This is a genomic window from Aestuariimicrobium kwangyangense DSM 21549, assembly GCF_000421525.1.
Taxonomy (GTDB): Bacteria; Actinomycetota; Actinomycetes; order Propionibacteriales; family Propionibacteriaceae; genus Aestuariimicrobium; species Aestuariimicrobium kwangyangense.
Map to the genome: position 1 here is coordinate 787,426 of NZ_ATXE01000001.1, position 24,384 is coordinate 811,809.

Sequence of the window (24,384 nt, forward strand, 5' to 3'; positions counted from 1 at the left end):
CGCATGACCCAGACACAGGTGACCGCTGCACCCACCGTCACACCGACGGCCGGGGTGCTCGGTGCGCCCGAATTGCCAGGGGTCCCGGGGGAGTCCCCGGCGTCCGGGTGGCAGCTGCCCGACAGCGTCGAACCGCCCAGCCTGGCAGGGGTGCGCGGGGCCATCCGGCGGACCAGCGACCTGGTCGGTCTCACCCCCGCTGGCTGGACGGCGCTCGTGGTGGTGCTCGTGGCCGCGAGTCTTGGCCTGGTGCTGCACTGGCAGGAACTGGTCTTGGTGGCAGTGATGGTGCTCGTCCTGGTCGTGGTGGCGGTGGCCTTCACCATCGGACGCCCCCGGTTCGCGGTGCGCCTCGACCTCGAGTCGAGCCGGGTGCGGGTCGGCGAGACCGCCCACGGCGCTCTGGCCGTGCGCAACCAGGCGGTCCGAAGGAGCCTGCCGTCGCGGCTCGACCTGCCGGTGGGCGAACAGGTCGCCAGTTTCGGCGTCCCCACCCTGGCAGCCGGGGCCGAGCACGAGGAGCAGTTCGTCGTGCCCACCGACCGGCGCGGGGTGATCCTCCTGGGGCCGGTGCAATCAGTGCAGGGCGACCCTTTCGCCCTGGCCGGTCGAGCCACCCGCTGGACCCAGGTCGCCGAGTTGTTCGTGCACCCGCTGACCGTCGACCTGCCGGGACGCCACACCGGGTTCGTCCACGACCTCGAGGGCCACGCCTCGAACCAGTTGACCAATTCCGACATGAGTTTCCATGCCCTGAGGGAGTACGTGCCGGGTGACGACCGACGCCACATCCACTGGCGTTCGAGCGCGCGCACCGGCCAGCTGATGGTGCGCCAGTTCGAGGAGAGTCGCCAGTCGAGGGTGGCGGTCGCCCTCGACACCAGCCCGCAGTCCTACCTCACCGACGAGGAGTTCGAACTGGCCGTGAGTGCCGTCGGCTCGGTTGCCCTGCAGTGCGTGCGCGAGGACAACCCGTTCGCCGTGATGACCCAGACGGCAAGCCTGCCGGCCGTGGGGGCGTTGCGGGTGCTGGACGAACTGGCGCGGGTTGAGCAGTCCTCGCGAGGGGGCGTGCTTGCCCTGGTGCGAGCCGTGCAGAACCGGGAACCCGGGGCGTCCATCGTGGTGCTGGTGACCGGGTCGGGGCAGGGCCTCGAGAGCCTGCGGCGGGCCGTGCGCGCCTTCGACGTCGACACCCGCGTGATCGCCCTCGCAACCCAACCCGATGCAGAGTTGTCGGTGCGCACCGTCGCGAACACGACGGTGGTGCGGCTGGACGACCTGGCGAACCTGCCCCGCGCGATGCGGAGGGCGATGGCATGAGCGAATCCCAGAACCGGCCACGCCGGGCCATGGCCGACGCTGACCGACGTTCCCCGCGCCGGCTCTCGGCGAAGGCGCGCACCCGGGTCGATGCGAGGGTGCCGTTCGAGCGGATGCGTGGTTCGGCCCGGTGGTGGTGGCTGGGCGTCGACCTGGGCGTGCTGATGCTGCTCGCCGGATTGCAGGTGGTGGCCTGGCTGCCCACCTTCGGCTGGGGTTGGGTTGCCGTGACCGTGCTCGGCGGGTCGGCGATCGGACTGGTGATCGCCTGGCTGGGTTGGCGGTTCCGCTGGAACAGCGCGGGGGTACTCGCGGCAGGATTGGTCGGCTGGTTCGCGCTCGGTGGCGTGCTGGCCATGCCCTCGTCCACCATCGCGGGCGTGGTGCCGACGATGCGCACGCTGGTCGGACTGGCCACCGGCCCGGTGACCGCCCCCAAGGCGGTGCTCACCCTGGAACCGCCCATCGGTGAGACCTGGAACCTGTTGACGTTGCCGCTGCTGGTGGCGTTGGTGTCTGCCGCCGCCGGACTGTCGATCAGCCTGCGCTCGCGTCGTCCGGCTCTGGCCTGGGTGCCCTCGACCGTCGCCCTGATGGTCAGTTGGGCCCTGGGCACGGCGGTCACGCACCTGCCCGCTGCGGTGGCCATCGCCACCGTGGTGATCGTGCTGGTGTGGACGAGCACCCGGCGTCGCATGATCCGCGAGACGCTGGTCGGCCAACGCCGTCGCTCGGCCTGGCTGACCCCCCTGATCGGCGCCCTGGTGCTCGCCTTCGCCGGTGGACTCACGTGGGTCGTTGCGACCCCGCTCACCCCGACCGCGGCCCGGGCGATCGCCCGCCACCAGGTGGAGCCCCCACTCGAGATCAACCGCTATGCCTCCCCGCTGCAACAGTTCAGGGGTGAGATCACGATGGACGAGACGACGGCACTGCTCTCGGTCTCGGGCATGCCGCGTGGTGCGGCGATCCGTGTGGCGACGCTCGACACCTACGACGGCCTCACCTACAACGTCAGCAATGCCGACACCGGTGACCACGACGGCGGAGTCTTCACCCGGGTGGGTGCCCGCATCGTCGATCAGACCCCTGGCACGAGGGTCGAGGCGACGGTCACGGTCCTCGGTTACGACAATCCGTGGGTGCCGACGGTCGGTCGGACGACGGCGGTGCGGTTCGAGGGCGCACGAGGCGTCGCCCTGACCGACTCCTTCCACTACAACCGGTCGTCGGGCACCGGGATCGCCACGGCTGGGCTGCGTCAGGGCGACACCTACACGGTGCACGCGATCGTGCCCCAGCGCCCCAGCGACTCGCGCATCTCGCAGGCGGGGGCAGGGGACGCCGACCTTCCCGCTCCCCAGAACGTGCCCGACTCCGTCAAGGACCTGGCCCTGAGGTGGACGGCCGGTTCGGCGACCAAGGGTGAGGCGGCGCTGAAGCTGGAGAGGGCCCTTCAACAGGGCTGGTTCAGCCACGGGCAGGACGACGAGGTGCGCTCGTTGTCGGGCCACAGCTATGACCGCCTGCAGGCATTGTTGGCCAACCCCCAGCAGATGGTCGGCGATGAGGAGCAGTTCGCGGTGGCCATGGCGTTGATGGCGAGGCAACTGGGGATCCCGGCGCGGGTCGTCTACGGCTTCCGGGCCCAGAGCGCGTCGGGTGAGGTGCGCGGGCAAGACGTCAGGGCCTGGACCGAGGTGCAGTTGGAGGGACTGGGGTGGGTGATGTTCAACCCCACCCCCGACCACGACCGGGTCCTGAAGAAGGTCAGCGAGGAGACGCCCCCTCGACCCCGACCCCACGTCGACAACCCGCCACCGGTGCCCAGGAAGCCCCAGGCTCCCCCGGGCGACAACAACCTCGAGGTCGAGGCCGCACCCCCGCCCGAGGCGCAGGCACCCATCGACTGGCGCCGGGTCGGAACCGTGGCCGCCGTGGTGGGACTGCCCGCCGTCACCGTCGTCGGTCCGCTCGTTCTCGTGCTGGGGCTGAAGACCCGACGCCGGCTGCAACGGCGCCACCACCCGGTGGTCGCCAACCGGGTCGCCGGCGCGTGGTCGGAACTGGTCGACACGGCACGAGACCTCGGACGAAGCCCAGCCCCGACCGCCACCCGGTCGGAACAGGCCGAAGCGATGGTCGTGCAGTTCCCGCGGATGATCGAACTGGCCGATCCGATCGCGCTGGCCAAGCGCGCCGACGCGGTCGTCTTCAGCGCCGACGACATCTCCGAGGAACACGCTGCGGGCTACTGGATGACGCTCGGAGAGGCAGAGAAGGGGGTGCGGCGCTCGGTGCCCTGGTGGCGTTGGGTGCGCTCCCGCCTCTCGACCCGATCGTTCAGGAGCTACCGATGAGCCCGAAGCCCCTGATGAACCCGAAGCAACCGATGAACCCGAAGCAACCGATGAACCGGGTCGGTTGGCAGACTGTCGCCGTGACCGATCGGGTGGAGGAGGGCTGATGGCTGCGAACATGCCTGCAGGCGTGCAGGTGGCGTCCTTGGGACGAAGGCTCGTGGCCCACGTGATCGACTCGCTCGTGCCGGCGGTGCTCGTGGCCGGATTCGTGCTGCTGAGGCCGCACCTCGACAGCGCCACCCTGCTGGTGGCCTCCCTGCTGTTCGGCATCGCTGGGCTGGGTTGGTTCCTCGTGCTGTGGTGGTCCTACGGCACCCGCGCCACGGGTCCTGGCTTCGCTGCGACAGGGCTCAGGCTGGTCGGGCTGCAGGACGGCCGTCCGATCGGCTGGGGACGCTGGCTCGTCCGCCAGATCGTGTTCGCGGCGATCAGTGGCACGGGTGTGGGGTGGATCGCGCTGCTGGTCTTCCTCGTCATCCAGGAGCGGCGGCAGGGTTGGCATGACCTGGCATCCGGTGCCGTCGTGATCCAGCTCGCGAACGATCAGGTCAAGGCGCAGGCCCGTCCGGCCGCTCCGGTCCGGCAGCATCCGACGACGGTCGCGTTGCCTCCGCACCTGGTCGCGGCCGCGTTCGATGGGTCCGGCTCGGGTCAGGCCGGGTCGTACGGCCCACCTTCGAACCAGGAGTACAACGCTTACGGGCAGCAGGCCCCCATGGGTCAGCAGGTCGCGAGTGCACCGCCGGATCAGACCCCGTGGGCTGCCGGTGGCCACGAGACCGACTCGGGCGGAGGATGGCGGCCCCCCGCTGGTCCGGTTCCTCGCCAGGCCGGGGCGGCTCCCCAGACGGCATCCCCGGGTTCGTCCATCTGGCCGCCCTCGACCCGTGATCCGGAACCTGAACGAGCTGCCCGAGTCGTCCAGCGCGAGGCTCCCGTCGACGAGGAGGACTACGGCACCCGGCTGATCCCCACCCGCGCCAACCTCCCGGCGCGCCCGGCCGACGAGGGCTGGTACGTGCAGATCGATGACGGACGCCGCGTGCCCGTCGAGGGCACCGTCGTGATCGGACGACGACCCAGCCAGCCCACCGACGGACCCACGGCGACCCTCGTCGAGGTGGGCGAGGGGGGTCAGGCCGTCTCGAAGACGCACCTGGCCGTGGGCGTCGACGCCCGTGGTGTGTACGTCACCGATCTCGGATCGACCAATGGCACAGCGCTGGTCAACGGATCAGGCGAACTCGACCCCTGCCAGCCCGGGGTCGCGGTTCGGGTGCGGGAGGGGCAGTCGGTCAGCTTCGGCGATCGCGCCCTGGTCGTGATGCGCCACCCACCAGCAAGCGCGACCCAGTAGTCCCTCGCTCCCCACCCGACCGGCGTCGATCGAGGAGGGGGCGAGGGGAGGCCTCAGGATGGCTAGTCCTTGGCGTCGGCCGCGAACTCCGTGGCGGTGCGGTTCGACATCTGCTCGTAGTCGCGCCAGCGCCGATTGACCTGGTTCTGACCGACCGCGAGCATCCGCTCAGCGCCCTCGGGGTCGGAACGGCTGAGCATCCGGAAGCGCAGTTCGTTCTCGTGGTAGGTGCGCAGCGGCACCCTCGGACGAGGGGAGTCGAGCAGGAACGGGTTCTTCCCGGCCTCCCTGAGCACCGGGTTGAAGCGCATCAGCGGCCAGTGGCCGGAGTGCACCGCCAGGTACTGCTGGTCGAGTCCCTTGGTCATGTCGATGCCGTGGGCGATGCAGTGGCTGTAGGCGAGGATCAGCGAGGGGCCGTCGTAGGCCTCGGCCTCACGGAAGGCCTTCAAGGTCTGCTCGGGATCCGCACCCATGGCCACGCGGGCCACGTAGACGTTGCCGTAGGCGATCGCCTGCAGCGCCAGGTCCTTGCTGATGGTCTCCTTGCCGCCGGAGGCGAACTTGGCGACCGCGCCCATCGGGGTCGCCTTGGAGGCCTGACCGCCGGTGTTGGAGTACACCTCGGTGTCGAGCACCAGCACGTTGACGTTGCGACCCGAGGCCAGCACGTGGTCGAGCCCGCCCGACCCGATGTCGTAGGCCCATCCGTCCCCGCCGACGATCCACACCGAGCGCCGCATCAGGTGATCGGCCACCGACCTCAGGTCGGCGGCGCGCGGACCCTCGACGCGGTCGAGCAGGTACTTCAGTTCCTCGACCGCCCGGAACTGGTTCGACAGGTCCGACTCGTACAACTGGTCGTTCTCGAGGATGGCGTCGACGAGGGCGTCGTCACCGATCTCGGGACGAAGCTGCTCGAGCCTGGTGCGGGCCAGGTTCGTCTGCAGGTCGGCGGCCAGCCGCAGGCCGAGACCGAACTCGGCATTGTCCTCGAACAGCGAGTTCGACCAGGCGGGTCCTCGTCCGTACTTGTTGCTCGCCCACGGGGTGGTCGGCAGGTTGCCGCCGTAGATCGAGCTGCAGCCGGTGGCGTTGGCGATGGACGCACGACCGCCGAACAATTGGCTCAGCAACTTCAGGTAGGGGGTCTCGCCACAGCCGGTGCAGGCACCGGAGAACTCGAACAGCGGCTGCAGGTACTGCACCCCCCGCACCGTGCCGAAGTCGACCCGGCTCCGCATGTTGACGGGCAGCTTCTCGAAGTGGGCGATGTTGGCGCGGGTGGTCTCCCGTTCGGGAGCCGGGGCCAGGTTGATGGCCTTGCGGCCCCCGCCGTCGGGGACCGTCACGGGGCAGGCCTCCACGCACAGCGAACAACCGGTGCAGTCCTCGGCGTACACCTGCAGGGTGTAGCGAGCCCCCGGCAGCCCGGCAGCGTTCAGGTCGGCGCTCTGGAAACTCTCCGGGGCACCCTCGAGACCGCTCTCGGGGTAGTACTTCGCCCGCAGTACGGCGTGCGGGCACACGAACGCGCAGTTGCCGCACTGGATGCAGGCCTGCGGATCCCACAGCGCGACGATGTCGGAGATGTTGCGCTTCTCGTACTGGGTGGTGCCCGACGGGTAGGTGCCGTCGACGGGAAGGGCGGAGACCGGCAGGTCGTCCCCTTGGTCGAGCAGCATCTGGCTGGTGACGTCACGGACGAAGGTGGGCGCGTCCAGCGGTACCGGGGCGACCATGGCCACGTGCGAGGCGGGCTCGGCTGGCACCTCCACCCGGTGGAGGTGCGCGAGGGCTGCGTCGACCGCGGCCTCGTTGCGGGCCACCACATCGGGTCCGCGCTTGCCGTAGGTCTTCTGGATGGACTTCTTGACCTCGGCGATGGCCTCCTCGCGGGGCAGCACCCGCGAGATCGCGAAGTAGCAGGTCTGCAGCACCGTGTTGGTGCGGTTGCCCATGCCCGCCGCCCGCGCCACGGCGAAGGCATCCACCGTCCACAGTTCGCAGCCGAGTTCGATCAGCCGCTCCTGCATCGGCCGGGGCAATCGGGCGAACAACTCGTCCGGTGGGTAGGGCGCGTTGACCAACACGACGGTGCCGCGGCGGGCGTACCGCAACACGTCGACCCGCTCCAGGATCGACCAGTGGTGCACGCCGATGAAGTCAGCGGCCGAGACCAGGTAGGGCGCCGTGATCGGCTGGGGACCGAACCGCAGGTGCGAGACCGTTCGTGAACCCGACTTCTTCGAGTCGTAGACGAAGTAGCCCTGCGCGTGGATGCCCTCGCGCTGGCCCAGGATCTTGATGGTGTTCTTGTTGGCGCCGACTGTGCCGTCGGAGCCGATGCCGTAGAAGACGGCGCGCTGCGTGTCGGGCGACTCGACGTCGAGGTCGGTGGGGTAGTCGAGGCTGAGCCTCGACACGTCGTCGTTGATGCCCACCGTGAAGCGTGGACGAGGGTGCTGGCGCGCCAACTCGTCGAAGACGCCGACGACCATGCCGGGCGTGAACTCCTTGCTCGACAGGCCGTAGCGACCGCCGATGACGCGGGGAAGGTGCTGGCGGACCCCGGTGGCCACGGCCTCGGCCAGAGCGCTGGTCACGTCGAGGAACAGCGGTTCGCCGCCGGCGCCCGGTTCCTTCGTCCGGTCCATCACCGCGACCCGGGTGGCGGTCGCGGGCAGGGCGGCGAGCAGGGCCTCGACGGGGAACGGACGGTAGAGCCGCACGTGCACGACCCCCACCTTGGCGCCGGCAGCGTTGAGGTGGTCGACGGTCTGCGCAACGGTCTGGGCGCCCGAACCCATGATGACCAGCACCCGGTCGGCGTCCGGGGCCCCGTGGTAGTCGACCAGGCCGTAGCCGCGACCGGTGAGTGCGCGGAACTCGTCCATCGCCTGGGTGACGATGCCGGGCACCCGGTCGTAGTAGGGGTTGACGGTCTCCCGTGACTGGAAGTAGGTGTCGGGGTTCTGGGCCGTGCCACGGATGTAGGGGTGCTCGGGCGACAGGGCACGCCGCCGGTGCTCGAGGATGAGGCTCTCGGGCACGTAGGCGCGCAGGTCGTCGTCGCTCAGCAGGTGCACGGTGTTCAGTTCGTGACTGGTGCGGAAGCCGTCGAAGAAGTGCAGGAATGGCACGCGGCTGCGCAGGGTCGCCAGTTGGGCGATGGCGGCGAAGTCGTGGGCCTCCTGCACGGAGGCGGAACTCAGCAGCGCGAACCCGGTCTGGCGCACGGCCATGACGTCCTGGTGGTCGCCGAAGATCGAGAGCCCCTGCGCCGCGAGGCTTCGGGCAGCGACGTGGAAGACGGTGGAGGTCAGCTCGCCCGCGATCCGGTACATGTTCGGGATCATCAGCAAGAGGCCTTGTGAGGCCGTGAAGGTCGTGCTGAGCGCCCCTCCTTGGAGGGCTCCGTGCAGAGCTCCCGCCGCGCCGCCCTCGGACTGCATCTCGATGACGGTGGGCTTCACCCCGAAGACACTCAGCCGCCCGTGGGAGGCCCATTCGTCCGCGAGTTCGGCCATCGTCGACGATGGCGTGATCGGATAGATCGAGCAGAGCTCGTTGAGTCGGTAGGCGACCGAGACTGCCGCCTCGTTGCCGTCGATGATCGCGATCTGGTTCATTCCGGTGGCCTCTCAGCGCTCGGGGATCATCTCGATGGCGTGGACGGGGCACTGCTCGTAGCAGGTCCCGCAGCCCGTGCATTTGGTGTAGTCGTAGCGGTATCGCAGACCCTCGCCGAGTTTCAGCACGGCATCCTCGGGGCATGACCCCAGACAGCCGTCGCACTCGATGCAGTTGCCGCAGCTCAGGCAGCGCCACGCCTCGGTTCGCGCGTCCTCCTGGCTCAGACCCCCGACCACCTCGTCGAAGCTCTGCCGTCGGGCCACGTCGAGTTCCGGCTGGTCGTGGCGGCGGTCGTCGTCGCCCCAGTACCAGACGTTCAGCTTGTCGAAGCTGGCCAGGTCGTGCTTGGGCGACTCGACGATGGGCCGACTCGACAGCCACTGGTCGATCACGCGGGCGGCCTTCTTGCCGTGGCCGACGCCGATGGTGACGGTGCGGTCGGACGGCACGGCGTCACCGCCGGCGAAGATGCCGGGCACGTCGGTCATCAGGGTGCTGGGGTTGACCTGGACGACATCACCGTCGAACCGGAGCCCGGGGATCTGGCGCAGGAACCCCGAGTCGGCCTCCTGGCCGAGGGCGAGGATGACCGTGTCGGCCTCGAGGGTCTCGAAGCGTCCGGTGCCGACTGCCTTGCCGTTCTCGTCGATCTCCATCACCTCGACCTGCACCTGGCCCTCGTCCACGAAGTTGATGGTGCGCAGCCAGTTCATCTTCACGCCCTCACGCACCGCCTCGGCATGCTCGTCGGCGTGCGCGGGCATGTGGTCCTGGGTGCGCCGGTAGACGACGATGGACTCCTCGGCGCCGAGGCGCCGCGCCACGCGGGCGGCGTCCATCGCGGTGTTGCCGCCGCCGTAGACGGCGACCCGTCGTCCGATCACGGGACGATCACCGGAGGCGACCCCGCGCAGGAAGCTGACGGCATCGACGATGCGGCCGGCGTCGCGGGTGGGGATGTCGACCCGCTTCGAGAGGTGGGCACCGATGGCGACGAAGACGGCGTCGAAGTTGCCCTTCTGCTGCTCCTCGAGCAGGTCGTTGACGGTGTGGTTCTGCACGAAGGTGACGCCCAGCGCGCGAACCCGCTCGATCTCGAGGTCGAGCACGTCGCGAGGGAGTCGGTACTCGGGGATGCCGTAGCGCATCATGCCGCCCGGCAGGTCGGACGAGTCATGCACCTCGACCTCGTGGCCGAGCATCGCCAGGTGGTAGGCCGCGCTCAGCCCGGACGGTCCGGCACCGATGACGAGCACCCGTCGTCCGGATCGGTGGGTCGGCGGGGTGAACTGCCAGCCGTTCTCGAGGGCCAGGTCGCCCAGATAGCGCTCCACGGAGTGGATGGAGACCGAGCCGTCGAGTTCGATGCGGTTGCAGGCGGTCTCACAGGGGTGGTAGCAGACGCGTCCGTGGATGGCGGGGAACGGATTGTTGCGGGTCAGTTCCCGCCAGGCTCCGAGGTCGTCCTTGGCCTTGACCAGCCGCAGCCACTCCTGGATGTTCTCGCCGGCGGGACAGGCGTTGTTGCACGGGGGCAGCAGGTCAACGTAGATGGGCATGCGCAGCCGGGTGGGACCGACCCGCCCGGTGGATGCCTCGAGATCAGGCAGGTGGGTCAGGTTGCGATCCACTGCCCCGATGGGCTGTTCAGCCATGCTGCACCTCCGTTGGTAGCTGCTCGAAACACTACGCCGTGTAGTAGATCGCTCAACTGTCAGGGGAGGCTTTGGCCGGGTGGGGCCGACTCAGATCGCGGTGCGGTGGAAGTTCAGGTGTGAACGGCTCGCCGTCGGACCTCGCTGCCCCTGGTAACGGGACAGGTGTGCACCCTGGCCGTAGGGCTGCTCGGCCGGGGAGCTGAGCTGGAAGAAGCAGAGCTGGCCGATCTTCATGCCCGGGTAGAGCTTGATCGGCAGCGTGGCCACGTTCGACAACTCCAGGGTGACGTGGCCGGTGAAGCCGGGGTCGATGAAACCGGCCGTCGAATGGGTGAGCAACCCCAGCCGGCCCAAGGACGACTTGCCCTCCAGTCGGGCCGCGATGTCGTCGGGCAGGGTGACCAGTTCCAGGGTGGCACCCAGCACGAACTCCCCGGGGTGCAGGACGAAGGGGTCGTCCCCCTCGGGCTCGACCAGTCGGGTGAGCTCGGCCTGCTCCACCGCCGGGTCGATCACGGGGTAGCGGTGGTTCTCGAAGATGCGGAAGAAGCGGTCGAGGCGCACGTCGATGCTCGAGGGCTGCACCATCTCGGGGTCCCAGGGGTCGAGTCGTACTCGTCCATCCTCGATCTGGGTACGGATGTCACGGTCTGACAGCAGCATGGTGGTTCCTCAGTAGGACGAGTCGCCGGTGGCGGGGGAGCCGTCGAGCACGGCGCGTGTGCCCGACAGGCCGAGCCGGGTGGCCCCGGCCTCGATCATGGCCAGCGCGGTGGCGTGGTCGCGGATGCCGCCGGAGGCCTTGACGCCGAGGCGCCCACCGACGGTCTGCGACATCAGCTGCACGGCGTGCACCGAGGCGCCGCCGGCGGGGTGGAAGCCGGTGGAGGTCTTCACGAAATCGGCGCCGGCGGCCTCGGCCGCGCGGCAGGCGGCCACGATCTCGTCGTCGTCCAGCGCCGCCGACTCGATGATCACCTTCAGGACCCTGGGGGCCGGGATCTCGGCCCGGACGGCGGCGATCTCGGCCTCGACCGCGTCGACGTTGCCCGCCTTCAGCAGTCCGATGTCGATCACCATGTCGACCTCGTCCACACCCGCGGCGACCGACTCCTTGGCCTCTGCGGCCTTGACGGCCGCGGTGTGCTTGCCCGAGGGGAAGCCACAGACGACCGCCACCTTCACCGCTCCCAGATCGACCTGCACCGGCAGCATGTTCGGCGAGACGCAGATCGAGTACGTGCCCAGCAGCTTGGCCTCCTCGGCCAGGGCGGTGACGTCAGCCGGGGTGGCATCGGTCTTCAGCAGGGTGTGGTCGACGTACTGCGCGAGCTCGGCTCGAGACAGGGAGGGCATGGTGCTCCTTCGGCGGGTGCCACGGTGGTGGACGCGACCCACTCTAGGGACTCGTGGACGCGCGGGGGAGTCGAGGTCGGCTCGATGTGGCGGACGACCGTGCCCTCAGTCCCCGGTCGAGGGCAAACCGATCGGACGACTGGTCCGCTGGGGTGCGGTCGTCGCTCCGCCAGCGGCCGCCGGGCGATCGGCAGGATCGGTGGACGGCGTCCGGTTCGAGGGTGTCGAGGGCGTGGGGGCTGAGTCCACACCCTGGGGGAGCGCGTGGATCATCGCCGGATGCACGATCTGGGGATCCTGGGGCTGCTGACGGGCCAGTGGGGGCTTCTCGAGGACGATGCCCGCGGTGGTCGAGGTCGTGCTGGCCGAAGGCCCCGCGCTGGTCGAAGCGGACGGGGTGGTGTCGGACTGTGCGGAGCTGGGGGTGGCCGTGCTCGGTCGGGTCGATTGCACTGGGGTCGACTGGACGGGGGTCGATTGCACTGGGGTCGATTGCACTGGGGCCGACTGCACGGGGGTCGACTGCGACTGGGTCGGCACACTGAGTCGGCCCACCATGGTCGCGCTCGGACGGATGGCTTGGCCGATCCGGGTTCCCTGGTCGTACTGGAAGAGGTTGTTCGAGACCATGATCCGGTACAGCAGGTAGGCGTAGTTGGGGTCGGTCGCGTAGCCGCCACGCTGGATCTCCTGGGCGAACAGGCGCGGGTCGGCGTTCACCGTGAAGGCGGCGTTGTAGATGCCGCGGTTCTTGAGGTAGTAGCCGTGGTCGGCCAGCGAGTCGGTGGCGCTGGCGTAGCTGCGGAAGTAGGCGGTCACCGTCGTCCAGGAGCCGTAGACGTACTCCTGGGTCTGCATGCCGACGCAGCCGGACTGGTACGGGCTCACCGACCCGCCCGGCACGCACTTGATGCCGAAGTAGGCGTTGTACTGCTTGGACAGTTGGGAGCCACCCCAGCCGCTCTCGAGGATGGCCTGCGAGATGGTCACCGAGACCGGCACCCCGAACTCCTGCCAGCCCTGCACGGCACCGGGCAGCATCTCCTGGATGAAGGCCTGCTGTTCAGCGGCGGTGGCACCCTGGGCCGGACGAGCCGACTGCCAGACGGCCAGGGTCATGGCCGCGACAAGGCTCGCCAGCAGCACGACGACCACTCGGCGAAGGGGCATCCCGACGGCGCGAACGCCAGAGGTGGGGAAACCAGAGGAGGGGAGACCAGACGACTGGAAACGGAGGGGGGATCCATTCACCCGCTCATCCTCAGGCGGCGCGGGTCGCCTTGTCACACCCAGAATCAAGTTGAGGTTGAGCCTCGTGGCACCGTGCACCCCTCGGGTCAGCCCGGCTCCCTGACCCGATCCGGCTTTCCGATGACCTCACGGGCCCCGGAGAGGCCCGGCACCCCGTCGGGAAGCCGGATCGGCGCACCGGTCGCCGGGCACGGCACCGCCGCAGCGGTCGCTGGCGAGTCAGTCCTGGGCAGGGGCGGCGGGGAAGCGCAGCTGGAACCTGGTGTCGCCGGGGTGGCTGGACACCGTCGCCGTGCCGCCGTGGGCGGCCATGACGGCCTCCACGATCGCCAGCCCCAACCCGGTGGACGGCTCCGCGGAGTGGGCCCTGGCCACGTCGGCGCGCGCGAATCGCTCGAACACCTGACCCGACACCGCCTCGGGGATTCCGGGACCGGTGTCGGCCACCTCGATCAGCACCCAGCCGGGCTCACTGCGCACCGACGCGGTCACCACGGTGCCCGCGGGTGTGTGCTTGCGCGCGTTCGACAACAGGTTCACCACCACCTGCACCAGCCGGTGGCGGTCGGCCATCGCCAGCACCTCGTGACTGGGCAGGTCGACCTGCCAGCGCTGCCCACCGCCCGCGGCACGGGCGTCCGAGACCGCGTTCAGCACCACCTCGACGCAGTCGACGGGCTCGGGCTGAAGATTGGGGTCACTGTCGAGACGGGCGAGCAGCAGCAGGTCCTCGACGAGGCTCGACATGCGGCTCGACTCCGACTCGATGCGCTGCATCGCGAATTGCGACTGGTCGGGCAGGGCCTCGCGGCCACGGCGGGTGAGCTCGGCGTAACCCCGGATCGAGGCCAGCGGGTTGCGCAACTCGTGCGAGGCGTCCGCCACGAACCGCCGCACCTTGGTCTCGGACTCCTGCCGAGCCGCCAGGGCCGACTCGACGTTGTCGAGCATCTGGTTGAAGGCCCGCCCCACCTGGCCGACCTCGTTGCCGGGATCGGTGTCCAGGGCCCTCATGGGCAGTGCGACCTCACCGGTGCGCAGGTCGAGCTGGCCCACCTGGTGTGCTGTCTCGGCCAGCCGATGCAGGGGACGAAGGCTCCGGTGCACCAGCGGTCGGGTCACCATGACGGCCACGGCGATCGCCACCAGCGTGAGGGCCGACATGAACAACAGCACCCTCATCGTCATCTGGTTCACCTGCTTCAACGGCAGGGCAGCAACATAGGTGCCGTCACCACGGGTCACGCTGATCACCCGGTAGGAGCCGAAGTCGTCGAGCACGAGGGTGCGGATCTCGCCGTCGTCCGGCAGGTTGAGCAGGTCGGCGATGACGTCGCCGCTGGGAACCACGAGCGCGCCCTCGGAGACAACCCGTGCGCTGGCGAAGCTGCCGTGTTGCTCGACGATGATGGTGCCAATGGGGTTGCCGAGTTCGGTGGCTCCGCGGGGCGCCTGTTGGTCACCGTCCGGGGTCTCCGAGCGTGCCTGCCGGGCCGCCACCGCGTGCAGTTGCACGTCCATCTGGTCGACCAGCACCTGTCGCACCGCCAACAGTGCAACCAGGGTGGTCAGCATGAGCACCGCCGCCACCACGAGGCTGACCCGCACCACCAGCTGATGGCTCAGCGACGCCCCGCCACGTCGAGGTCGTCTCCGCGACGTGGCGGACGGGGTCTTCCGCTCGTGGTTCGTGCTGATCACCCCCGGAGAGGAGGGCGGTGCGGGGGGTTCGTCCGAACGAGGGGACGAGGTCACTGCGGCGCCTTCAACACGTAACCGGCGCCGCGCATCGTGTGGATCATGGGTTCACGCTGCGCGTCGATCTTCTTGCGCAGATAGCTGATGTAGAGCTCGACCACATTGGCCTGACCGCCGAAGTCGTAGTTCCACACCCGGTCGAGGATCTGGGCCTTCGACAGCACCCGGCGCGGATTGCGCATCAGGTAGCGCAACAGTTCGAACTCCGTCGCGGTCAGCGAGATGGGCTCGCCACCCCGGGTCACCTCGTGGGAGTCCTCGTCGAGGGTGAGGTCACCGACCACCAGGGTGGTGTCGGTGCGCGCCTCCGTGGCGCCGCTGCGGCGGAGGAGGGCCCGCAGCCGGGCGACCATCTCCTCGAGCGAGAAAGGCTTGGTGACGTAGTCGTCGCCACCGGCGGTCAGGCCCTGGATGCGATCGGAGACCGCGTCCTTGGCGGTGAGGAAAATGACCGGCACGTCGGGCTGCTCGGCCCGGATCCGCCTCATCACCTCGAGCCCGTCGAAGTCGGGCAGCATCATGTCGAGGATGATCACGTCGGGTCGCACAGCGCGGGCCACCTTGACCGCCGACAGCCCACTGTCGGCCGTACTGACCTGCCACCCCTCGTAGCGCAGCGCCAGCGCCAACAGGTCGGTGATGCTGGGCTCATCATCGACGGCCAGCACCTGGATCGGTGAGCCGTCGGGCTTGGTGAGGGGCGGGGCGGTGCTCATGGTGCAACTGTGACACCCGGGTCACCGATTCGGCTGTGTGAATCCTGTGGGAAGCCTGTGAACACCGCAGCCCAAGGGACGACCGTTCAGGCCGGGTCCGCGTCGTCGATGTAGCGGGCATCCGGGCCGTCAGGGGCGCGCCGGAACAGCGCGTCGACCCCTGCCCGTCCGGCGCCGAAGGTGAGGAAGACGAGCGCGAGGCTCGCCAACGCGACGTTGTACTCATAGCCGTTGTTGGCCAGGTGGGGTCCGAGTCGCCACTTCGCGAACGCGACGATCATCACCTGCTCGACCAGGAGCACACCGCCGAGCAGTGGGGTGAGCAGCCCGAACACCAACAGCGCGCCGCCGATCACCTCGAAGGCGATGGCTCCCCAGGCGAACACCTCCGGGTAGGGCACGTGGGCTGCCGTCAGGATCTGCACCTGCTTGGGCACTCCGTCCTGCCATCTGGTCCAGCCGTGCACCATCATGATGGCGCCGGTGGCGATGCGGGCGATCATCAGGGCGAGGTCCTGACAGACGCGGATGAATCCCTTCATGGGGGTCTCCTGTGCTGTGGGTGGTGGCCCGATCGTGCCAAACCCGCCGGGGCATGTCCACGCACCGGGCCGTCACCCGTCCCCCCAGCGCCGCCCTGGCCCAGGACCCGGAAACTCGTTGCCAGTCGACCTGACCGCCCCTACGGGGTGCCCCACCCGCTGCTGGCGACGAGTTTCCAGGTTTGGGTGCAGCAGATGCGGGGGAGGGGGGCCGTTAGGGTGACGGGGTGCTGATCCTGCTGCCGCCCTCCGAAGGCAAGGCGACCCGCCGCCGAGGGGCGCCGATGAGGCTTGATCGGTTGGGTCTGGCCGGCCTGAACGCGGCTCGGGAGGCTGCCATGGCTGCCTTGGCGCAGGCCAGTGCACGCCCCGACGCGCTCGAGGTGCTCGGTGTCGGCGCCAGTCTGGCCGATGAGGTGAGGGCCAACACCCGGCTCGAGTCCGCGCCGGCGCTGCGTGCCAGCGAGCTCTACACCGGGGTGTTGTACGAAGCGCTCGCCCTGGGGCAGCTCGACCCAGCCTCCAGCCGCCGGGCCGCCCGGCAGGTGCGCATCTTCTCCGCGCTGCACGGGGTGCTCAGCCTCGGCGACCGGTTGTCCCCGTACCGGCTCTCCGCAGGGGTGACCCTGCCCGGGCTCGGCAACGTGACCAGCCACTGGCGTGAGTCGTTGTCACTGCTCGACGCCGAGTGGGCGGACGAGCTCCTGGTGGACTGTCGCAGCGGTCCCTACCGATCGATGTGGAGACCGGTTGATCGGTCCCGATGGGTGACGGTCGACGTGCCCGCGGCGAGCCACTTCGCCAAGCACACGCGAGGACTGGTGGCGCGCGCCCTCGTGCAGCACGGAGGGCGATTCAGTCGTCCCCAGCAGTTGCTCGAGGCGCTCGACGGTTTCTCACCGTCGCTGTCGGGCAGCGGGGCCGGGGGCTGGCAGTTGACCGTCGTCGCGCCGCAATGACCATCGCCGCCACGGTGGTGCCGGCTCAGCTGCCGGTCACCCCACGCCTCCAATAGCCCATGAACGACACCTCGTCCTTCGGCACGCCGGCGGCCCTGGCTTCCGCGCGCAGGGCTCGCACCCACCCGGCTTCCCCCGCGATCCACGCCTGACGTGTGGCCCCGGGACGCCTGCCTGCGGCAGCCTCGTCCCACAGCAGCGGTTCGTCGTCCGATGGGCGCTCGGCCGATGCCCCCTCGTCCGATGAGCCCTCGTCGGGCGTGGCCGGAGCCCGGTCGAACACGCGCGGCATCCGCTCCCCCCGGTCGCGAACCACCCACTCGATCGTGACCCCGACGGGCAGGGGGACCTCACGCACGTCGTCGGCATGGGGCACCTCGAGCACCACTCGTCCGTGGGTGTGCGAGGGCAGGCTGGCGACGATGTTGAGCACGGCGGGCAGGGCTGTCTCGTCGCCCACCAGCACGACCTCGTCGCTCACGGGGGGCCGCCACGCGACACCGACGGTGTCATGGCCGGGGACGGTGCGATCCCCCGCCACCAGCACCGTGCGTGCACCCAGCGGGGCGTCGAGGGCGAACCTCATGCCCGGCGCCTCCTGGTGTTCGTCCACGGGGTGCACGGCGACGTCGATGTCCACCTCGCCAGAGGTGCCCGGATCTTCCGACGAGGGTCGCACCGCCACCAGGGTGTAGGTGCGCAGCGCAGGGCGCTGATCGCCGGCGGCGAGCAGCGCGGCGTACCAGTCCTCCCCGCTGGTCAGCATGAGGTCGAGCGCAGCCTCATCGCCGAAGAGCAACTTCACCCGCTGGTCGAGCAGGGTGGGGGAGCAGTCACCCAGGTCGTCCCCCGCGAGCGTGATGCGCACGAACGAGGACGACACCCGGGTGCGAGCGGCGAGCCTGGTTGAGTAGGTCCTGTACGGGGTGGTCATGGGGAACTCCTTGGTCGGGCGGGGTGGGGCCGGAGCGAGGGTCGCATCAGCGCAGCGCCCGGTTGCGGTACAGCAGCCACCAGAAGACCGGCGCCCCCACGAGGGAGCAGACCAGTCCGACGGGCAACTGCGCCGGGGCCAGCACGGTGCGTCCGAGGGTGTCGGCCGCGAGCACCACCAACCCACCGAGGGCCACGGCCAGGGGGGTCTGGCGGCGATGGTCGGGCCCGACCATGAGTCGGGCAAGATGTGGGGCGATCAGGCCGACGAAGCCGATCACGCCGATGGCGGCCGTCGCCGCCCCGGTCAGCAGCACCGCGGCCAGCAGCGCCCCACCCCTGATCCGGGTGTGGCGTACTCCCAGCAGCCTGGGGGTGTCGGGGTCGAGTTGCACCAGGTCGAGGTCACTCCGGAAGGCCCAGACCCCCACCATCACCAGCACCACGAGCAGGCCCACCGGTGGCAGGTTCGAGGCGACCGTCGAATAGGTCGAACCGCCCAACCAGGTGATGGCGCGGGTCTGGTTCCATGGGTCGGTCGACACCACCAGCAGCGTGCAGAGCGCTTGGAAGCCGGCTGCGAGACCGAGTCCGACCATCACCAGTCGGGTGGGGTCGAAACCCCCGCGGGAACTCAGCGCGATCAACAGGCCGCCGGCAACCAGGGCCCCGACCAGGGCGAAGGTGTTGATCGAGGCCACGCTCAGCGGAACCGCCAGCGCCCTCGCCCCCACGATGACGGTGAGTGCCCCCGCACCGGCTCCGGCCGAGACTCCCAACAGTCCGGGGTCGGCGAGTGGGTTGCGGGTGACGGCCTGCGTGAGGGTGCCGGCCAGGGCGAGACCCATGCCCGCGAGCACGGCCGCGGCGACCCTGGGCCACCGGGTGTCGAGCATGAAGCTGATCCGCCCCGAGGCCTCCCCCTGCAGCCAGTTCCAGACGTCGCCCATCAACAGCCCACCGTCCCCGAACAGCAGTGCCACCCCGCCGCCCACCACCACGAAGAGGAACGCAACCAGCACCACCATCGGTGCGAGCCGGCCGAGGGGCGGTCGCCCGTGGCCCACCATCGCGGTGGCATCGACCCGACCGGTCCGCATGCCCTGGCTCAGCACCACCAGGAAGACGGCGCCGACCAGGGTGGTGATCACGCCGGTGGGAATCCTGGCGGCGTCGGCGGCTCCGATCACGGACCGCAGGGCGACGTCAGACCCGACCACGAGCATCGCCCCGACCAGTGCGGCGCTCGGCACCAGCCAGCGGTGCCGGTGCAGACCGGGCAGCCAGCGGGTCGACAACCGGACGATCGCCGGCGCACACAGCCCCACGAAACCCAGCGGCCCTGCCAGCGCGACCGCCGTCGCGGCCAGCAGCACCGCCAGCACCACGACCACCAGCCGGGTGCGCACCACATTGAGACCCAGGGTGCGGGCCTGGTCATCGCCCAGGGTGAGCAGGTCGAGGCGGCCACCCATCGCGACCAGCGCCAGCAGGGCCAGACCGATGACGACGGTTGCCCGCACGGCTGCGCCGGGATCGGCTTGGCTGAGCGAGCCGGCTCCCCAGGCGAACAGGCCCTGGGTCTCCTGGCTGAAGATCAGCATCAGGGCCGAGGTCACGCTCATCAGTGCCATCGTCAGCACCGATCCGCCCAGCACCAGACGCACCGCGTCACCGGACGCCCCGGTCAGCAGGAAGGCGAGGCCGGCCGCCGCGAGCCCTCCGGCGAGAGCGACACCCGTTCCCCCCAGCAGTCCGAGGTGCAGGCCGAAGGCCGAGACCACGGCCAGCGTCAGGTAGGCGCCGGCGTTGATGGCCAGGGTGTCGGGTGATGCCAGTGGGTTGCGGGCCACCGATTGCAGGGCGGCGCCGGATCCACCGAGAGCCAACCCGACCAGCAGCCCGGCCGCCAGACGTGGCAGCCGCGATGCCAGCACCACGTCGGCCGTCTGCCCACCGGCTCGGCCGATGGCCCACTGCCAGACGTCAGCGGCGCCGACGCCAGCGGTGCCCTGGGTGAGGTGCAGCAGTGACAGGGCAGCGAGCGCCACCAGCCCCACGACCATCCAGCCGAAGAGGGGTCGGGTGGCGCGGGTGTGGCTCATGGGGGAACCCACGGTGGTGGGTCAGGCGGCCAGCAGGGTGACGAGTTCGTCCACCCACTGGGTCAGGGAGGCGGGACCCCCGTAGACCCAGATCCCGTTGGCGGCGGCCTTCACCCGGCCGTCCCTGACGAACGGCAGGCCCTTCCAGACCGCGTTGCCGGCCAGAGCCTTGGTCGGGTCGGTGGTGCCATTGGCCCAGTTGAGGAAGGTCAGGGAGGGGTCGAGCGTGGTCAGTCCCTCGAGGTCGAGCGATCCGATGCCCCAGGCCTCGTCCCCCGGTTCGGTGTACGCGTTGGTGAGACCCAACTTCTTGGCCACGGCACCGGGCACCGAACGGTCGGAGTGCATGCGCACGTCAACGGACGACCCCTGCACGTTGACGTAGCTGAAGACATAGGGCGACGTCACCGAGGCGAGCTTCGCGGCCGAGTCGGCGAGATGGGTCTCGAACTCCGACCAGATCCTCTCAGCCTCGGCGCTCCTGCCGAGCAGCAGCGCGGTGTCGGTGAAGTTTCGGCGCACCTGCCCCAAGGGATCACTGGCCTTGGCCCCGGTGAGCAGCACGACGGGTGCGATCTTCTCGGCCTGCGCCAGCGCGGTGTCGGGAACCGATCCCTCGACCCCCAGGATGAGGTCGGGTTCGGCCCTGGCGATGGACTCCAGGCTGGGCTCGGAACGCATGCCGACGTCGATGGGAGCCGCTGAGAGCTTCTGACTCGACACCCAGGAGCCGAACCCCTTCACATCGGCCACTCCGACTGGCTGCACACCCAGGGTCAGCACGTCCTCGGTGGGCCCCCACTCCAACGTGACCACGCGGGTGGCCGGCTTCGCCAAGGTGATGGTCCTGCCGCGCGAGTCGATCACGGTGATGGCCCGGGCCGTCGCCGCCGAGGAAGAGCCCGAGGAGGCTGCGGACGAGCCCCCCGAACTCGCGGACGTGCGCGGCTGTGCGGCCTCGGTGGTGCCGCAGGCAGCGAGCAGGGCGGTGGCGGAGAGGCCAGCGGACGCCCCGAAAAGGGCGCGACGGGTCAACGACATGGCGGGTTCTTCCTGTGGTGGGGGATGGAGCGGGTGAGAGTGGGCTGGTGAGGTGTCAGGCGATGAGCTCACCGAGGCGTTGTCGGGTGGCGCATCGCGGCAACGGACGAACCTGCAGCAGCCCGGCACTGTCGATCACCTCGATGGGCGTCTGGTAGGCCCGGGTGAGGGCTTGCTCGGTGAGCACGTCAGTCGGGGTTCCCTCCGCGACGATCGCCCCGTCGACGAGCAGGACGACCCGGTCGGCCACGGTGGCCGCCTGGTTCAGGTCGTGCAGCACGACCCCGATGGCGACGCCGTGGTCGTCGGCCAGGTCGCGGATCAGGTCGAGCAGTTCGGACTGGTAGCGCAGGTCGAGGTGATTGGTGGGCTCGTCGAGCAGCAGCACAGGAGTCTGCTGGGCGAGGCAGCTGGCGAGCCAGACCCGTTGCACCTGACCTCCGGAGAGTTCGTCGATGGATCGTTCGGCCAGCTCGTCGACCCCGGTGAGCGCCATCGCTCGCCGCACCGCCTCGAGTCCGGCGGGGTCGGCACCCGTCCAGCGCGACCGGTGGGGGTGCCGTCCGAGACCGACGATCTCTCGCACGGACATGCCGGCAGGGGTCGGACGATGCTGGGTCAGCATGGCGAGTCGGGTCGCGAACCGACGGGGGCTCAGGGTCAGGCAGTCGACGGGGTCGCCGCAGTCGACGGAGTCGACGGGGCCGCCATCGTCCTGGGCCGCGTCGGAGCCGCCAGTGGCGAGATGGAGTGCACCCGAGGAGAGCCCGTGCAGCCGGGCCATCCCGCGCAGCAGGGTCGACTTGCCCGAGCCGTTCGGGCCCACCAGGGCGAGCACCTCACCGGCACGCACCTGAAGGCTTGCCTCGTGGACGACAGTGTGGCTGCCATAGGCGAGTCGCAGCTTGCTGGCCGTCAGCGCGGGCGGGGGAGCCGCCTCAGTCCGGATCATGAGGAAAGGTTAGGCTCACCTAACTCAATATGGCAAATGTCCCGTGCGGTAAATCACGCCGCGCGGTGCCGTGGTCCAGGCCAGCCTGCCCCCGGCGGGCCGGGGCAGGCTGTTGTTGGCGGAGTGCCTCCAGGCGTGCTCCCGGACCTCGCGAGTCAGCTGGCGAGGGCGATGGAGGTGGCTGCGGGGGACACGACCCACGTCTTGTAGCCACCATCGAGGTTGCGCGACTCGCGGCCGTGCTCGGCCAACAGACGTGCGCCCGCGTGCCCGCGCACCCCGACTGCGCAGTGCACCACCAGAGGGCCCTCGGGAAGTTCGGTCAGGCGCTCGCGCAGTTCATCGAGGGGCAGGTTGATCGCCCCCGGAATGGCGCCGGCGGCGAATTCGCCCTCGGTGCGCACGTCGATGACCGCCTCCCCGGCAGCCATGGCATCGGCGAGTTCGTGCCACTGGATGGAGCGGGTGAGCCCCGTGGCGAGGTTCTGGTCGACGTAGCCGAGCATGTTGACCGGGTCCTTGGCCGAGCCGTAGGGCGGTGCATAGGCCAGTTCGAGATCGGCCAGGTCAGAGGCGGTGAGTCCACCTGCGATCGCCGTGGCGATCACGTCGATCCGCTTGTCGACCCCGTCCCCTCCGACCGCCTGGGCGCCCAGGATCGCATCGGTGTCGGGGTCGACCAGCAGCTTGATCGACATCGTCTCCGCGCCGGGGTAGTAGGAGGCGTGCGAGGCGGGGTGGGTGTGGATCACGCGCACCGGACGGCCCGCCGCCCGCAGGCGCTTCTCGTTGAGGCCGGTCACCGCGACGGTCAGCCCGAACACCGAGACGATCGCAGTGCCCAAGGTCGGACGATCCTTGCCGGATCGCCCGCAGAGCACGTCCGCAAGCACCCGCCCCTGCCGGTTCGCGGTGTTGGCGAGCGGCACCAAGGTGTGCTCGGCGGTCAGCCCGTCGATCTTCTCGACGGCGTCGCCGATGGCCCAGACGTGCTCGACATTGGTGGCGAAGTGCTCGTCGACGGCGATGCCGCCCCGGGGGCCGAGTGCGACCCCGGCCGCGGTCGCCAAGGCCGTCTCGGGTCGGACCCCGATCGCTGCCACCACGAGGTCGGCAGGCAGGCTGGCGCCGGAGGCAAGTTCGACCCGGTGCTCGCTGATGGAGGTGACGGCGTCCGACAGGTGCAGGTCGACGCCCTGGTCGCGCAGGCGGGCGTGCACGATGGCCGCCATTTCGGGGTCGAGGGGGGCCATCACCTGGTCGGTCGCCTCGACGAGGCTGACCCGCATACCGCGATGGGCCAGGTTCTCGGCCACCTCGAGTCCGATGAAGCCGCCTCCGATGACGACCGCCGTGGCCGGACCCGCCGTCGCGCCCGTGGCCAGTGCGACCGCGGACGAGAGGCGGTCGGTGTCCTCGACCGAGCGCAGCGCCAAGGCGCGCTCGATGCCCGGGATGGGGGGTACCACCGGACGCGCGCCGGGGGAGAGCACCAGCTCGTCGTATCCGAGGGTTGACTCGACCCCATCGGTGATCGCGCGGAGGGTGACGACTCGCTGGTCGGGGTCGATGGCGGTCACCTCCGTGGCGACGCGCACGTCGAGGCGAAAGCGTGCCCCCAGCGATGCGGGGGTCTGCAGCAGCAGGGACTGGCGCTCGGTGATGACACCGCCCACGTAGTAGGGCAGCCCACAGTTGGCGTACGAGACGTGGTTGGTGCGTTCGACCACCACGATGTCGAGGGACTCGTCCAAGCGGCGCAGGCGGGTGGCCGCGGACATCCCGCCGGCCACTCCGCCGATGATCACGATGCGACGGGGGGGAGTGGAAGGTAAGGTCATGTCAGGAATGGTAGATACCCCCCAGGGTGTTTGACAAATACCCCCCGGGGTATCTAGTTTTGGAGTGTCGCCCTCGCAAGGGGGCTTCATGACCATCACGATTGACGATCAACAAGGAGACGACATGTGTCGTGCAGTCAGCTGCAGGGTTTGTGGCAAGACCACGTGGGCCGGATGTGGCCAACACGTCGACCAGGTGAAGCGCCAGGTGCCGGCCGGCCAGTGGTGCAATGGCCACGCTGACCAGCAGAAGTCCGGGTCGGGCCTCTTCGGTCGTCTGCTGGGGCGTTGAGGCGCGCCATGCAGATGGACACGACCGAGCTCGGTGCGGTGCTGAAGCGCCTGCGCCGGGCCCAGGGTCAGATCGGCGGGGTGATCAAGATGATCGAAGAGGGGCGTGACTGTCGTGAGATCGTCACCCAGCTCGCCGCCGTCAGCAAGGCGCTCGACCGGGCGGGGTTCGCCGTCATCGCAACCGGGCTGCGCCAGTGCGTGACCGCTGTCGACGTCGAGGACCCCGAGCTCGACGTTGCCGAGCTGGAGAAGCTCTTCCTGGCACTCGCCTGAGCAGCACCCACCGCGGGTGGGGTGGA

At 69.8% G+C, this 24,384-nt stretch carries 18 protein-coding genes; 5 read left to right on the top strand and 13 right to left on the bottom strand.

Annotation, left to right across the window (positions count from 1 at the left end):
• The first annotated feature begins 3 nt into the window (after positions 1-3).
• The 3 genes from H507_RS0103440 to H507_RS17150 all read left to right on the top strand — a co-directional run bounded on the left by H507_RS0103440 (position 4) and on the right by H507_RS17150 (position 5,043).
• The gene (locus H507_RS0103440) at positions 4-1,323 is read left to right on the top strand and encodes a DUF58 domain-containing protein (RefSeq protein WP_022909328.1); all 1,320 of its coding nucleotides are present in this window, start codon (positions 4-6) and stop codon (positions 1,321-1,323) included.
• A complete protein-coding gene (locus H507_RS0103445) occupies positions 1,320-3,683 on the top strand; it encodes a transglutaminase TgpA family protein (protein ID WP_026377712.1) in 2,364 nt (787 codons plus the stop codon). The genes H507_RS0103440 and H507_RS0103445 overlap by 4 nt, the downstream gene beginning before the upstream one ends.
• A gap of 106 nt (positions 3,684-3,789) precedes the next feature.
• Positions 3,790-5,043 (top strand): RDD family protein, encoded by a 1,254-nt coding sequence (locus tag H507_RS17150; protein WP_022909331.1) that lies wholly within the window; start codon positions 3,790-3,792, stop codon positions 5,041-5,043.
• 62 nt (positions 5,044-5,105) lie between these two features.
• Here H507_RS17150 and nifJ read toward each other — a convergent pair whose 3' ends face one another.
• The 8 genes from nifJ to H507_RS0103495 all read right to left on the bottom strand — a co-directional run bounded on the left by nifJ (position 5,106) and on the right by H507_RS0103495 (position 15,960).
• Positions 5,106-8,675 carry a pyruvate:ferredoxin (flavodoxin) oxidoreductase gene (nifJ, locus tag H507_RS0103460; RefSeq protein WP_022909332.1) on the bottom strand — a complete coding sequence of 1,190 codons (3,570 nt, stop codon included), beginning with the start codon at positions 8,673-8,675 and terminating at the stop codon, positions 5,106-5,108.
• Positions 8,676-8,687: 12 nt separating this feature from the next.
• Positions 8,688-10,334 (bottom strand): NAD(P)-binding protein, encoded by a 1,647-nt coding sequence (locus H507_RS14470; protein ID WP_022909333.1) that lies wholly within the window; start codon positions 10,332-10,334, stop codon positions 8,688-8,690.
• A gap of 90 nt (positions 10,335-10,424) precedes the next feature.
• Positions 10,425-11,000: a dCTP deaminase gene (dcd, locus tag H507_RS0103470; RefSeq protein WP_022909334.1), complete on the bottom strand. Its 576-nt coding sequence runs from the start codon at positions 10,998-11,000 to the stop codon at positions 10,425-10,427.
• A gap of 9 nt (positions 11,001-11,009) precedes the next feature.
• Complete coding sequence (gene deoC, locus H507_RS0103475) at positions 11,010-11,693, bottom strand: deoxyribose-phosphate aldolase (protein ID WP_022909335.1); 684 nt, start codon at positions 11,691-11,693, stop codon at positions 11,010-11,012.
• Positions 11,694-11,798: 105 nt separating this feature from the next.
• On the bottom strand, positions 11,799-12,863 hold the full coding sequence (locus H507_RS17155; protein WP_051139616.1) for a glucosaminidase domain-containing protein: 1,065 nt from the start codon (positions 12,861-12,863) through the stop codon (positions 11,799-11,801).
• 300 nt (positions 12,864-13,163) lie between these two features.
• Positions 13,164-14,555 carry a sensor histidine kinase gene (locus H507_RS0103485; RefSeq protein ID WP_245558812.1) on the bottom strand — a complete coding sequence of 464 codons (1,392 nt, stop codon included), beginning with the start codon at positions 14,553-14,555 and terminating at the stop codon, positions 13,164-13,166.
• A gap of 140 nt (positions 14,556-14,695) precedes the next feature.
• Positions 14,696-15,418, bottom strand: coding sequence for a response regulator transcription factor (locus H507_RS0103490; protein ID WP_022909338.1), 723 nt, complete (start codon positions 15,416-15,418; stop codon positions 14,696-14,698).
• Positions 15,419-15,504: 86 nt separating this feature from the next.
• Complete coding sequence (locus H507_RS0103495) at positions 15,505-15,960, bottom strand: DoxX family protein (protein ID WP_022909339.1); 456 nt, start codon at positions 15,958-15,960, stop codon at positions 15,505-15,507.
• A gap of 227 nt (positions 15,961-16,187) precedes the next feature.
• On the opposite strand from H507_RS0103495, the gene H507_RS14480 reads away from it, so the two are divergent.
• Entirely contained in the window at positions 16,188-16,919 is a 732-nt protein-coding gene (locus tag H507_RS14480) for a YaaA family protein (RefSeq protein ID WP_022909340.1), read from the top strand.
• 25 nt (positions 16,920-16,944) lie between these two features.
• Here H507_RS14480 and H507_RS0103505 read toward each other — a convergent pair whose 3' ends face one another.
• The 5 genes from H507_RS0103505 to H507_RS0103525 all read right to left on the bottom strand — a co-directional run bounded on the left by H507_RS0103505 (position 16,945) and on the right by H507_RS0103525 (position 23,791).
• Complete coding sequence (locus H507_RS0103505) at positions 16,945-17,853, bottom strand: siderophore-interacting protein (protein WP_022909341.1); 909 nt, start codon at positions 17,851-17,853, stop codon at positions 16,945-16,947.
• Between the two features lie 46 nt (positions 17,854-17,899).
• Positions 17,900-19,957 (bottom strand): iron ABC transporter permease, encoded by a 2,058-nt coding sequence (locus H507_RS14485; protein WP_051139617.1) that lies wholly within the window; start codon positions 19,955-19,957, stop codon positions 17,900-17,902.
• A 21-nt stretch (positions 19,958-19,978) separates the two neighbouring features.
• Positions 19,979-20,998, bottom strand: coding sequence for an ABC transporter substrate-binding protein (locus H507_RS14490; protein WP_022909343.1), 1,020 nt, complete (start codon positions 20,996-20,998; stop codon positions 19,979-19,981).
• A gap of 55 nt (positions 20,999-21,053) precedes the next feature.
• Entirely contained in the window at positions 21,054-21,950 is an 897-nt protein-coding gene (locus tag H507_RS0103520; protein ID WP_022909344.1) for an ABC transporter ATP-binding protein, read from the bottom strand.
• 155 nt (positions 21,951-22,105) lie between these two features.
• Entirely contained in the window at positions 22,106-23,791 is a 1,686-nt protein-coding gene (locus H507_RS0103525; protein ID WP_040437397.1) for an FAD-dependent oxidoreductase, read from the bottom strand.
• Between the two features lie 300 nt (positions 23,792-24,091).
• Here H507_RS0103525 and H507_RS0103535 point away from each other — a divergent pair, with 300 nt between their 5' ends.
• Positions 24,092-24,358: a metal-sensitive transcriptional regulator gene (locus H507_RS0103535; protein ID WP_022909347.1), complete on the top strand. Its 267-nt coding sequence runs from the start codon at positions 24,092-24,094 to the stop codon at positions 24,356-24,358.
• Positions 24,359-24,384: the final 26 nt, after the last annotated feature.